Origin of the sequence: Kitasatospora sp. NPDC058048 (assembly GCF_042885555.1) — a bacterium.
Taxonomy (GTDB): Bacteria; Actinomycetota; Actinomycetes; order Streptomycetales; family Streptomycetaceae; genus Kitasatospora; species Kitasatospora lactacystinica.
The window spans coordinates 285,543-298,457 of the sequence record NZ_JBHVRT010000003.1; the positions used below are offsets into that span (position 1 = coordinate 285,543).

Annotated in this window: 8 protein-coding genes; 6 read left to right on the forward strand and 2 right to left on the reverse strand. The window is 74.2% G+C overall.

Features of this window, described 5'->3' with window-relative positions; genetic code table 11:
* Nucleotides 1–4: 4 nt before the first annotated feature.
* Nucleotides 5–1,780, reverse strand: coding sequence for a 3-hydroxyacyl-CoA dehydrogenase family protein (locus ACFVVA_RS05040; protein WP_387685807.1), 1,776 nt, complete (start codon nucleotides 1,778–1,780; stop codon nucleotides 5–7).
* Nucleotides 1,781–2,329: 549 nt separating this feature from the next.
* On the opposite strand from ACFVVA_RS05040, the gene ACFVVA_RS05045 reads away from it, so the two are divergent.
* The 4 genes from ACFVVA_RS05045 (at nucleotide 2,330) to ACFVVA_RS05060 (ending at nucleotide 9,446) form a co-directional block, all read left to right on the forward strand.
* On the forward strand, nucleotides 2,330–5,041 hold the full coding sequence (locus ACFVVA_RS05045; RefSeq protein ID WP_387685810.1) for an MXAN_6230/SCO0854 family RING domain-containing protein: 2,712 nt from the start codon (nucleotides 2,330–2,332) through the stop codon (nucleotides 5,039–5,041).
* 77 nt (nucleotides 5,042–5,118) lie between these two features.
* Nucleotides 5,119–6,582, forward strand: coding sequence for a glutamine synthetase (locus ACFVVA_RS05050; protein ID WP_387685812.1), 1,464 nt, complete (start codon nucleotides 5,119–5,121; stop codon nucleotides 6,580–6,582).
* 3 nt (nucleotides 6,583–6,585) lie between these two features.
* Nucleotides 6,586–7,704, forward strand: coding sequence for an amidohydrolase family protein (locus ACFVVA_RS05055; protein WP_387685814.1), 1,119 nt, complete (start codon nucleotides 6,586–6,588; stop codon nucleotides 7,702–7,704).
* 254 nt (nucleotides 7,705–7,958) lie between these two features.
* Entirely contained in the window at nucleotides 7,959–9,446 is a 1,488-nt protein-coding gene (locus tag ACFVVA_RS05060; RefSeq protein ID WP_359903359.1) for a S8 family serine peptidase, read from the forward strand.
* A gap of 202 nt (nucleotides 9,447–9,648) precedes the next feature.
* On the opposite strand, the gene ACFVVA_RS05065 is transcribed toward ACFVVA_RS05060, so the two are convergent.
* Nucleotides 9,649–10,551 carry a HipA family kinase gene (locus tag ACFVVA_RS05065; RefSeq protein WP_387685816.1) on the reverse strand — a complete coding sequence of 301 codons (903 nt, stop codon included), beginning with the start codon at nucleotides 10,549–10,551 and terminating at the stop codon, nucleotides 9,649–9,651.
* Nucleotides 10,552–10,642: 91 nt separating this feature from the next.
* On the opposite strand from ACFVVA_RS05065, the gene ACFVVA_RS05070 reads away from it, so the two are divergent.
* Both ACFVVA_RS05070 and ACFVVA_RS05075 read left to right on the forward strand, forming a co-directional pair.
* Nucleotides 10,643–11,083, forward strand: coding sequence for an SRPBCC family protein (locus ACFVVA_RS05070; RefSeq protein WP_359903353.1), 441 nt, complete (start codon nucleotides 10,643–10,645; stop codon nucleotides 11,081–11,083).
* A 301-nt stretch (nucleotides 11,084–11,384) separates the two neighbouring features.
* Nucleotides 11,385–12,539, forward strand: coding sequence for a glycosyltransferase (locus ACFVVA_RS05075; protein ID WP_387685818.1), 1,155 nt, complete (start codon nucleotides 11,385–11,387; stop codon nucleotides 12,537–12,539).
* The last annotated feature ends 376 nt before the right edge of the window (nucleotides 12,540–12,915 follow it).

Below are 12,915 nucleotides of genomic sequence, written 5' to 3' on the forward strand. Positions count from 1 at the left end.
GTGGTCATCGGCGCGCGTGGTCGCGGAAGCCGCGGCCGGTCTTGCGGCCCAGGCAGCCCGCCGCGACCAGGTGCTCCAGCAGCGGCGCGGCGGCCAGGCCGGGCTCGCGGAACTCCTGGTGCAGCACCTGCTCGATCGTCAGCGAGACGTCCAGGCCGACCACGTCCAGCAGTTCGAACGGGCCCATCGGGTAGCCGCAGCCGAGCTTCATCGCGGTGTCGATGTCGTCCACCGTCGCATAGTGCTCCTGGAGCATCCGCACCGCGTCGTTCAGGTAGGGGAAGAGCAGTGCGTTGACGATGAAGCCGGCCCGGTCGCCGCACTCCACCGGGTGCTTGCGGACCCCGGCGGTCAGCTCCAGCACGGTGGCGGTGACGTCCGGCGCGGTCAGCACGGTGGAGACCACCTCGACCAGCTTCATCGCCGGGGCCGGGTTGAAGAAGTGCATGCCGATCACGTCCTGCGGCCGCGAGGTGGCGGTCGCGCAGCTGATCACCGGCAGCGAGGAGGTGGTGGTGGCGAGCACCGCGCCCGGCCTGACGATCTTGTCCAGGGTGGCGAACAGCTCCCGCTTGACCGCCAGGTCCTCGGCGACCGCCTCGACCACCAGGTCCACCTCGGCCAGTTCGGCGTACTGGCCGACCGGGGTGACCAGCGCCAGTGCGGCGTCCCGCGCCCCGGCGGACAGCCGGCCCTTGGCCACCGAGCGCTCCAGCGACTTCGCCAGCTGCGCCTTGGCCTTCTCGGCCTTCTCCTGGCTGCGGGCGGCCAGCAGCACCGGGTGCCCGGCCTTGGCGAACACCTCGGCGATGCCGGTGGCCATCGTCCCCGAGCCGCAGACGCCGACGGTGCGCACCGGCCGGCCCGGCACCTTCGGCCGGGCCGGCCCGGTGGCCGCGTCCACGGCCCGGGAGGAGCCCGGCGCCTCGTAGGTGTAGAAGCCGCGGCCGGTCTTGCGGCCCAGCAGCCCGGCGGCGACCAGCTGGCCGAGGATCGGGGCGGGCGCGTGCAGGCGGTCCCGGGACTGCTCGTACATCGCCTCCAGCACGGTGCGGGCGGTGTCGATGCCGATCAGGTCGAGCAGCGCCAGCGGGCCCATCGGCAGGCCGCAGCCGAGCCGCATCGCGGCGTCGATGTCCTCCCGCGACGCGTACTTGGACTCGAACATCGCGGCGGCCTGGTTCAGGTAGGCGAACAGCAGGCCGTTCACCACGAAGCCGGCCCGGTCGCCGGCCGCCACCGGCTCCTTGCCGAGGTCGCGGGCGAAGGCGGCGGCGTCCTCGGCGGTCCGCGGGGAGGTCAGCACGGTGCGGACCACCTCGACCAGCTTCATGCCGTGCACCGGGTTGAAGAAGTGCAGGCCGAGCACCCGCTCCGGACGGGAGGTCGCGGCGGCGATCCGGGTCACCGACAGCGCGGTGGTGCCGGTGGCCAGCACGGTGGCCTCCGGGCAGATCCGGTCCAGCTCGGCGAAGACCTCCCGCTTCAGCTCCAGCTGCTCGGGCACCTCCTCGATCACCAGGTCCGCCCCGGCGGCGGCCGCCAGTTCGTGGCCGACGGAGATCCGGGCCAGCAGCCCGGTGCGCTCCTCGGCGGTCAGCCGCTCCCGGTCGACCGCGTGCGCGGTGGCCTCCTCGATCCGGGCCAGTGCCCGGGCGGCCGAGTCCTCGGTGGCCTCGATGCCGATCACCCGGCGGCCGCTCTTGGCGACCGCCACCGCGACGCCGGCACCCATCGTGCCGAGGCCGACGACGGCGACAGTGGGGAAGGGACGCTCCATCTGTCCTGACTCCTAGTCATGAAGGGCCCGCGCGTGCTCCGGAGGGCACGCCGCCGCGCCCGGACGCGCGCCGGGGGCGGCCGCCGCCGGAGGAGGGTCCACGCGCGGGGGCTGGGGAGATGACGGGGTGCGGCGCATCCGGGCAGGGGCCGGTCCGCTCCGGCCGAACTGCGGATGTGCCGTGGTGCTCAGGCGCTCGAAGGTGAAGGAAGCGGCTCTGATACGAGGAGGAACCCGGCCCGCCGCGGTCCGCGGCACCTGCCGGTGAAAGCGCACCGCGCGGGCGCCGGAGAAGCGGCGACCGCGGCCTGCCGCCGGTGCGGCTCCCGAAGCCCGGCGGAGGTGCGTGTCCGGCCACTGTAGCGAAGCTACTGATGAGTAGGAAGGGGGCGTGGGCGGAAAACCGTTCGGGGCCGTGGGCGGGCGTTCGCTAGGGTGATCGACGCGGGGGCGGCTCCGCGGCGTGCTTCCTTCTCACTCATCTGCAAAATGAACCCGAGTGCGCCCACTCTCCGCCCCCGCTTCGTCGTATCCACCGGGGGAAGAGCAGTGAAGAAGCAGAACGCCGTGGTGCCCGAGGCCGCACTGGACGCCTACCTGCTGCACCGCCACGGGATGGTCCGGGTCGAGCCCGGAGCCGGGCCCGACGAGCCCCTGCCGTGGTCCGCCCAGGGGCTGGTCGCCCTGGAGGCCGACCTCGTCCGGCGCGGCCACGTGCTCACCGCCCCGCTGCGCGCCGCGCTCGGCCGGCTGCGCCCGCTCGACCTCGCCGCGGCCGGCACCCGGCTGCTGCGCGGCATCGACGCGATGCTCGGCGCCGACCGCAGCCACACCCCGCTGTTCCGCCGCTTCCCCGAGGGCGTGCCCTCCCACGCCCACGCCGACTACTCCGCGCTCGTCCGCGGCTACCTCCTCTGCCAGGCGAGCCAGATCTGCCTGGTCTGCGAGCGTGACAGCCTGGAGGCCGGGATCGGCGCCCTCGCCCCCTGCGCCCACCTGCTGTGCGGCGACTGCTACCTGGAACTGGTCGAGAACGGCGGCGACCTCCACTGCCCGCTCTGCCGCACCCCGCTGGATCGAAAGCGCCGCCTGTCCAACGACACCAGGGCCGCCCGCAACGCCGCCCGCGAACTGCGGGCCGGCCGGCAGCTCAAACCACTGCGCCAGGCCCGCCCCGAGGACGTGGGCCTCCTCGCCGCCACCGGGCTGGCCGCGCTGCTCGCCCGGCAGACCCCGCTGAGCCCGCAGGACCGCGAGGACCTCGCCCTGCTGCTCCACCACGCCCCGGACGACCCGGCCGGCTGGCTGCCCGCCGAGATCCCCGTCCGGGAGACCCGCGCCACCGTGCTGGCCGCCCTGCTGCACCGCGACCGGGAGGCCGCCCGGCCGCTGCTGGCCGCCCACCTCACCACCGCCACCGACGTCCTGCGGCTGATCTGGGCGTGGTCCGGCGCCGAGCCCGACCTGCTGCCCGAGACCGCCCGCACACTGCGCCTGCGCAACCTGCCCCGCCCGCTGCGCCGCGAACTGCTCGCCGTCCTGGACGCGTTCCCGGTCGGCACCCTCGCCGAGGACCTGCGCCGCCACCGCGAGCCCTGGCTGCGGGCCGGCGAACTGCTGCACCCGTACGAGCACCGCGCCCGCTTCCCGTACGCGGCGGCCGCGTTCGCGGTGGTCCGGCAGAGCGATCTCGACCTCCACGGCCTCGGCCCGCTGCTGCGCGAGGCGCCCGCCCCGCTGCGGGTGAGCGAGACGCCCGGCGGCCACACCCGGCTGACCGTGGAGACCTTCGCCGCCCGGGTCGAGCGCGCCCTCGGACAGGGCGACCTGCCCGCCGCCGTCCGGCTGCTGGCCGGCCGTCCGGGCGAACTGGTGCGCCGCCTGCACCACCTGCTGCGGGTCCACGCCGCCTGGCTGCCCGGCGAACCGCAGCCCGCCGAACTCGCCGAGGCGCTGCCCGGCGCCCTGCGCGCCGTCGCCCCCGGCCCGCTGCTCGGCGCGTACGGACGGCTGCGCGCGCCGCGCGAGTACGGCGAGCGGCGGCTGTACTTCCCGCGCGGCCGGGTCGCCTCGGCGCACGCCCGGGCCGACCGGGGCACGCCCGTCCCGGCCGCTCTCAGCGCGCCCGTCTGCGCCCTGATCGAGGCCGAACTGCTGCGCCGGGCCGGACGGTCGGCCCACGGGCCGGAGCGCTACGAGGTGGCCGTGCTGGACGCCGCGCTGGCCGACCTGGTCGTCCCTTTCGCCGAGCGCGCCAGCGCCAAGACCCTGGTCGCCGTGCCGCGAGGCAGCGTGCAGCGGATCCCGGACGGCCAGCGGCTGCGGCTGTTCCTGCACTGGACGCAGCGCCCGCACCAGCGGGTGGACCTCGACCTGTCGGTCGCCTTCTACGACGAGGAGTGGCAGTTCGTCGGCCTGTGCGACTACACCCGGCTGGTCACCGGCCCGCGGGCCGCCGTCCACTCCGGGGACTACACCAGCGCCCCGCCGCCGCACGGCGCCACCGAGTTCGTCGACCTCGACCTGCCGGCGCTGGGCGAGGCCGGCGCCAGGTACGCCGTGGTGGTGGTGTTCAGCTACAACGACATCCCGTTCGAGGACCTCACCGACGCCTTCGCCGGATTCATGGCCCTGACCCCGTCCGAGGCGGCCCGGCAGCGCAAGAGCGGCTTCCACCCCAAGGGCGTGCGCCAGCGCCTCGACCTCGCCGGGGACGCCAGGATCTGCGTGCCGATGATCGTCGACCTGCAGCGCCGCGACTACACCTGGACCGACCTCAACGCGGGCGCCGGCAGCGGGTTCCACAACCTCGACCGGCACCACGCCAGGATCGGCTCGCTGGCCGCCGACGTTCTGACGCACTTCGCCCCCGGCTCCCGGGCCACCCTCTGGGACCTCGCCTGCGCCACCGCCGCGGCGGGCAGCGACGAGGTGCTGGTCCGTGACCGGACCGGCCGCGGGCTCGACGTCTACCGGCGGGGCGCGGACGAGCCGGTGAGCGCCTTCGCCGAACGGCTGCGCGCCCGCCACGAGAGCGACCGGCGCACCGAGCTGCCGCCGGACGACACCGCCCGGCTGATCGCCGAACGCCTCGACGGCGCCCGGGCGTTCGCCGCCCTGGTGCACGCCGACATACCCGCGCCGGCGCAGGCTCGCGGGACGCTCTACCGGCTCTACCCGGGCCCGACCGACGCCGCCCCGGACACCCTGGAGCGGATCACCGCGGGGGAGTGGACGGCCAGGTTCGCCCCGAACGGGTGAACGGGTGAACGCGGCTGCCAAGAGGACCACCCGATAGGGGAGTTATCCGACCCCGACCGGCGGGGCAGCATGGGGACATGACCACCGGAACCGCCACCGCCGGCCCCACCGCGCCCGGTCCCGACGAGCCGCCCGTCACCGCCGAACGGCTCGCCGCCGCCGCCGCGGCGGCCGTCGCGCTGCCATCGCGCGCCGACCGGGCCGAGCGCGCCGAGGAGGCCGTCGACCGGCTGCGCACCGAGGCCGTCGAGGCGGTGGCCGTCACCTGGGTGGACAACGCCGGCATCACCCGGGTCAAGGCCGTGCCGCTCGGCGGTCTGGTGCACGCCGCGCAGTGGGGCGTCGGCACCGCGCCCTGCTTCGACGTGTTCCTCGCCGACGACGCGATCACCACCAGCGCGATCATCGGCGGCCCCACCGGGGACCTCAGGCTCTACCCGGACCTCGACCGGGTCGTCCCGCTGGCCGCCCAGCCCGGCTGGGCCTGGGCCCCGGGGGACAGGTACACCCAGGCCGGCGCCCCGCACCCCGGCTGCCAGCGGCTGTTCGCCCGCCGGGCGGAGGCCACGGCGGCCGCGCGCGGCCTGGGCCTCAAGGCGGGCATCGAGGTCGAGTGGACGGTCGCCCTGGCCGGCGCCCCGAAGGAGGACCCGCAGTACCCGACGCACGGCCCGGCGTACGGGATGCACCGGGTCACCGACCTCTCCGACTACCTGCGCGACGTCCTGCGCGCCCTCGGCCGGCAGGGGCTGACCGTCCTGCAGATCCACCCCGAGTACTCCCCGGGCCAGTTCGAGGTCTCGGTCGCCCCCGAGGGCCCGGTCGCCGCCGCCGACACCTCCGTCCTGGTCCGGCACACCGTCCGGGCCGTCTCCGCCCGGCACGGCCTGCGGGTCTCCTTCGCCCCGGTGGTCGAGACCGGCGGCGTCGGCAACGGCGGGCACCTGCACCTCAGCCTCTGGCGCGACGGGCGCAACCTCGGCCACGGCGGCCCCGGTCCGCACGGCCTGACGGCCGAGGCCGAGGGCTTCCTCGCCGGGGTGCTGGACGCGCTGCCCGAACTGCTGGTGCTGGGCTGCTCCAGCCCGGCCGGGTACCTGCGGCTGGTGCCCTCGCACTGGGCCGGCGCCTACCAGTGCTGGGGCCTGGAGAACCGCGAGGCCGCGCTGCGCCTGGTGACCGGCTCCACCGGGGAGCGGGCCGCCGCGGCCAATGCCGAGGTCAAGTGCTTCGACGCGAGCGCCAACCCGTACCTGGCGGTCGGCGGGGTGATCGCCGCCGGTCTCGCCGGGCTGGACCAGCGTCGAGCGCTGCCACCGGAGTTCACCGGTGATCCGGCGGCCGCCGAGCCCGGCACGGTGCCCCGGCTGCCGGCGGGCCCGGCCGAGGCGATCGCCGCGTACGAGCGCTCCGCGGTGCTGCGCGAGGCGCTCGGCGAGCCGCTCTACCAGGCCGTGTTGGCGGTGCGACGGGCGGAGCAGGAGCAGTACGCGGCCGTCACTCCCGAGGAGTTGGTCATGGCCACCCGCTGGCGGTACTGAACGGTGGCCCGGCCGGGGGAGCCCGCGCTGGTCGACCACCACTGCCACAGCGTGGTGGCGGCCGAGCTCACCGACGAGGCCCTGGCCGGGCTGCTCACCGAGTCCGACCGGCCGCCCGCTCCCGGCTGTTCGCCCTTCGACAGCGCGCTGGGCCTCGCGGTGCGGCGCTGGTGCCCGCCCGCGCTCGGCCTGCCGGCGCACGCCCCGGCCGCCGACTACCTGGCCCGGCGGCGGGAGTTGGGCGCGGCCGAGGCCACCGGGCGACTGCTGGCGGCGGCCGGTCTGGACACCTGCCTGGTGGACACCGGGCTGGCCACCGCCGCCGGTCACGAGCTGCTGCCGCTGGCCGAACTCGCCGCGGCCACCGGGGCGTCGGTGCGCGAGGTGGTCCGGCTGGAGTCGGTCGCCGAGACGGTGACGGCCGGCGCCGGGGACTGGCCGCGGGCCGTCGCGCAGGCGCTCGCGTCGGCCGCGGCCGGGGCCGTCGCGGTCAAGTCGGTGCTCGCCTACCGGCACGGTCTGGCCGCACCCGCCGAACGCCCCGCCGCCGCGGCCGTGGTGGCCGCGGCCGGCGCCCACCTGCGCGGCGGGCGGGGCCGGTTGACCGACCCGGTGCTGCTGCACCACCTGCTCTGGACGGCGGTGGACGTCTGCGCCGAGCTCGGCCTGCCGCTCCAACTCCACACCGGCTTCGGCGATCCGGACCTCACCCTGCACCGGTCCGATCCGTCGCTGCTGACGGACTTCGTGCGGGCCGCCGAGCCCAGCGGCGTCCCGCTGGTGCTGCTGCACGGGTACCCGTACCACCGGCAGGCCGCCTGGCTGGCCCAGGCCTTCCCGACGGTGTACACCGACCTCGGGCTGACCGCCTCCTACACCGGGCCGCGGGTGGCCGCGGTGCTGGGCGAGATGCTGGAGCTGGCCCCGTTCGGCAAATTGCTGTTCTCCACCGACGCCTACGGGCTGCCCGAACTTTATTTGGTGGGCACCTGTCAGTTCCGGTACGGACTGGGTGCGGTGCTCGCGGACTGGCGAGCCGACGGTGCCTGCTCCGCGGCCGATGCCGGGCGGGTGGCGCGGCTGCTCGCGGCCGACAACGCGCGTCGGCTGTACGCGTTGTAGGGGTGCGATCCGTGCTGGTGGTGAAGGCCGTGACGGGTGTGGCAGCACGTCGGCGAACCATCACTTTTTAACACTCTTGACCTCTGTTTTCCTTGTTGACCGCCGGGCGGCGGTAACCCCTACTCCTGGTCAAGATGTGACGATTAGATGACTACCCCTTGCGCTTATAACCAAATATTCATTAGCGTCCCGGTCATTCCCAAGCGCACCTGCCCACCGCAGCTGCCGCCTGATGCCTCGGGAGGCCAACCCTCATGCGTGTTCCTCGGATCAGCCGTACCCGGTACGCGGCCGTGGGCGTCGTGCTCGCCACCGCCGGTGCCCTCGCGCTGCCGGCCGGCACCGCCGTCGCGGCTCCCGCGGCCGACTCGACGACCGGTCCGCTGATGAGCTACGTCGTCAACACCAAGGCCAACCACGGCCAGGTGCAGAAGGTCGAGAAGGCCATCACCGGCCTCGGCGGCACCGTCGTCCAGTCCTACGAGCAGGTCGGCGTCGTCGTCGCCCGCTCGAACGACACCAAGTTCGCCGAGAAGCTGCGCCTGGCCAAGGGCGTCGACTCGGTCGGCGCCAGCCGCACCAAGGGCATCCAGGCCTCCGACCAGGGCAAGGCCGAGGTCGCCACCGAGTCGGCCGCCGTGGCGGCCGCCCCGGGCGAGGACCCCGACGAGGCCTACCAGTGGGACATGCGTCAGATCGGTGCCGACAAGGCCCACAAGATCTCGCTCGGCAGCCGTAACGTCACCGTCGGCGTGCTGGACTCCGGCATCGACGCCACCCACGAGGACCTGGCCGCCAACGTGGACGCCTCGCAGTCGGTCTCCTGCATCGACGGCAAGACGAACACCGACTGGAAGGCCTGGCAGCCGACCACCAGCGACCACGGCACCCACGTGGCCGGCACCATCGGCGCCGCCAAGAACGGCAAGGGCATCGTCGGCGTCGCGCCGAACGTGAAGCTGGCCGCCGTCAAGGTCGTCGACGACGGCGGGTTCATCTACCCGGAGAACGCGGTCTGCGGCTTCGTCTGGGCCGGCGAGCACGGCTTCAAGGTCACGAACAACAGCTACTTCGTCGACCCGTGGATGTTCAACTGCAAGACGGACAAGGACCAGGCGGCCATCTCGGACGCCGTCCGCAAGGCCGTCGCGTTCTCGCAGCGCAAGGGCGTGCTCAACATCGCCGCCGCCGGCAACGAGAACATCGACCTGGCGCACAAGACCGTCGACGTGGCCAGCCCGGACGACACCACCCCCGGCACCCGCCCGGTCACCAACGACTGCCTGTCGCTGCCGACCGAGCTGCCCGGCGTCGTGGCCGTCTCCGCGGTCGGCTCCGACGGCGTCAAGGCGTACTACTCCAGCTACGGCAAGGGCGTCGTGACCGTCACCGCGCCGGGTGGCGACCGCCGCTTCCAGTTCCCGAACACCCCGGACAAGGACGGCCGCATCCGGTCCACCATCCCCGGTGGCAAGTACGGCTACATGCAGGGCACCTCGATGGCCACCCCGCACGTCGCCGGCGTGGCCGCGCTGCTCGCCAGCACCTTCCCGTGGGCCAGCCCGGACGAGCTGACCGAGCTGCTGACCACCCACGCCGAGTCCGTCCCGTGCCCGAAGGGCGAGTTCAACCCGGGCGGTGCCGGCACCTGGAAGGCCACCTGCGAGGGCGGCGCTGACGACAACGGCTTCTACGGCGCGGGCCTGGTCAACGCCGAGAAGGCGGTCCAGTGGTGGCGCTGACGCGCTGACCGCGGACAGTACTGAACAGTAGAGCCGGGGAGCGGGACCACTGGGTCCCGCTCCCCGGCCGCGTTCGCGCACCGGCCGGTCGCGGGTGATCGCCGTTCGGTCGCTGTTCGGTCGCATGCGAGCACCAGGGCGCCGGAATGCCGGAGCACCGGAGTGCCGGCCGCGGTCGCCCCGTGCCCGACCCGACGAAGAACTACCGGTCCTCGTCGAAGTGGTGCTCCCAGACCGTCTCCACCGACGGCTTGCCGTGCAGGTCCGGCACCTCCTGGAGCCAGGCCGGCCGCCCCGCCCTGGTCCGGGCCGCCCGCCGCCGCTCCGCCTCGCGCAGTTGATCGGGCGTGGCGAAGCCCTCCGGCAGCCACTCCTCGGAGAGCACCACCCGGGCGGCCAGGTGCGTGACATAGGCGTGCCGGACGGCGTCCACCGAGTCGAAGCCGGGCTCGCCGGCCAGCCACTCGTCCGGGACCAGCGCCACGACCTCCTCCAGCAGCGGCACGGTGACCAGCGGCCCGAGCTCCTCGTCGGCCAGCCGGACGTCCGGGGCCGAGCCGCCGAGCGCGTGGGCGCTGAGGTCGTACCGCTTGCCGACCGCCGCCCCGGCCCCCGCCCAGCGGTGGTGGAAGATCAGCGCGGCACCGTTGTCGATCAGCCAGAGCCGCCCGTGCCAGACCACCAGGTTGGGGTTGTGCACGGTGCGGTCGACGTTGCCGGTCAGGGCGTCCAGCCAGACCACCCGGCCGGCCTCGGCGGAGTCCACCGCGATCATCCCCGGCGTGAAGTCCCGCGCGCCGGGCAGCAGGTCCATCCCGAGGTTGAGGCCGGCGCTGGCCTTGAGCATGTCCTGGATCTCGGTGTCCGGCTCATGGGCGGCGACGGCCGGGTCGAAGTCCACCAGCCGCAGCTCCGGCACCCGCAGGCCCAGCCGTCGGGCCAGCTCGCCCACGATCACCTCGGCGATCAGCGCCTTGCGGCCCTGCGCGGCCCCGGTGAACTTGACCACGTACGTTCCCAGGTCGTCGGTCTCCACCACACCGGGGACGGAGCCGCCCGCCCGCAGTGGATCGACGTAGCGCACGGCAGTCACCAGATCGAGCACACCGGCCACCCTATCCCGCCGCGTCGCGGGCGTGAGCCTGTGATTGGCTTGCCGGACAGAGCGGTTCCCACCGGATGAGGAGAGCAAGGTCATGGGACAGGTGCAGGCCACCACGGAGCGGGTCTACGACGCGGCCCCCGAGCGGGTGTACGAGGCGCTGGCCGACTACCAGGTGACCCGCCCGAAGCTGCTGCCCGCGCAGTACAGCGAGTACGAGGTGCGGGTCGGCGGCACCGGCGCCGGCACCCAGGTGCACTGGCGGCTCCAGGCCACCGAGAAGCGGGTGCGCGACTGCCTCTTCACCGTCTCCGCGCCCGAGCCCGACCAGCTGGTGGAGAAGGACGCCAACTCCAGCATGGTGATCACCTGGACGGTCTCGGCCGTCGGCGAGGGTCGCTCCAAGGTCACCGTGACCGCCACCTGGCAGGGCGCGACCGGCATCGGCGGCTTCTTCGAGCGCACCTTCGCCCCGAAGGGCCTCAACCGGATCCACGACCAGGTGCTGGCCAACCTGGCCGCCGAGGTCCGCTGAGCGCTGAGCCCTGAGCCCTGAGCGCTGAGCCCTGAGCCCGCTCAGGGACAGCCGGGTCCTTCCGGCGGTCCACCGGGACCTCCCGAGAACCACTGCGGCCGCCGCAGCCGTCGGGGCCCGCCGGAATCGCCAACCGCGCGATTCGCGCGCGTGGATCCATCGAAGCGCTCGAATCGCCTGCCGATTCGAGCGCTTCGGTCTCCCGTACGAGCCGAAAGCCGTACGGGTGGCCGAACCGCCACCTGCGGGTGACGAGGGCCGCCCGGAACCGGCGAGCCACCCTAGGCTCGCCGCCGTGCATATGACGATCCTTCACATCTCACAACCGGTGGACGGCGGCGTCGCCCGCGTCGTCGCCGATCTGGTCAGGGGGCAGCGGGAGGCCGGCCACCGGGTCATGGTCGCCTGCCCGCGCGGCGGGCGGCTGGCCGGGGAGGCCGCCGCGGTGGGCGCGCTGGTCCAGGACTGGCCCGCGCGGCGCTCGCCCGGCCCGGGCACCTCCGCCGAGGCCTGGCGGCTGCGCCGGATCGTCCGGGCGGCGGCGCCCGACGTGGTCCACCTGCACAGCGCCAAGGCCGGGCTGGCAGGCCGGCTCGCGGTGCGCGGCACGGTGCCGACCGTCTTCCAGCCGCACGCCTGGTCCTTCGCCGCCGTCGACGGCGCGCTGGGCGCCGCCACCCTGCGCTGGGAGCGGTTCGCGACCCGCTGGGCGCACCGGGTGCTGTGCGTCAGCGTCCAGGAGCGGGCCGACGGCGTGGCGGCGGGGGTGCACGCCGACTGGGCGGTGGTGCCCAACGGCGTGGACGTGCGCCACTACGCGCCCGCCGATCGCCGCGCCGCCCGGATCGCGCTCGGTCTGGACCTGGACGCCCCGCTCGCGGTGTGCGTCGGGCGGCTGTGCCGGCAGAAGGGCCAGGACGTGCTGCTGGCCGCCTGGCCGGAGGTGCTGCGCCGGGTGCCGCGGGCCCGGCTGGCGCTGGTCGGCGGCGGGCCGGAGGAGCAGCGGGTGGCGGAGCTGGTCCGGCAGACCGCCGAGCCCGCCCGGATCCGGCTGGTCGGGGACGTGCCGGATCCGCGCCCGTGGCTGGCGGCGGCCGATCTGGTGGTGCTGCCCTCGCGCTGGGAGGGGATGGCGCTGGCCCCGCTGGAGGCGATGGCGGCCGCCCGTCCGGTGCTGCTGACCGATGTGCCCGGTGCCCGGGAGTGCCTGCCGCCGTCCGAGCTCGCGCGGGCGGTGGTCCCGCCCGAGGACGCGCGGGCCCTCGCCACCCGAATGGGGGACGCGCTGTCCGATTCGATCGAATGCGAGCGACGCGGTGCCCGGTTGCGCGACCACGTGATCGGTCGGCACGACGTGCGCACCGTGGTCGAACAGGTGGATGTTCTCTACCGTCACCTGCTGGGTGCGGGACCGGCGTCGGGGCGGCGCCGGGCCCGTGTCCCAGAGCGGATCTGATCGTTTCACATGCCGTGAATGCCCGCCGTTTCCGGTGTTGTCGTATTCGCACCCTCGATTGGATGCGGAGGCGAGGCATTAAATCCGAAATACCTATTAATGGGCGGCTGGAATGAATCGGCAAGTCAACTTCCGCTCCGTCCCGCCCGGTTCTGTATTGTCGGATTTTGCCTGCTTCGTTCAGATTTCATGCCGGAAATTCACGGCTGAGCTCCGTGCGACCGACTCCTTCGTGACCGGTTCCTTCGCAATCGGCCCCGCCACCGGACATCCGGAAGCCGCCAGCGGCAGCAGGCGCTGTCAGGACCGCGCCCACCGGGCCGGGACGGCAGCCCCGCGCCAGCCGGTGCCGGGGCGCCGTCACCCCGGGCACACA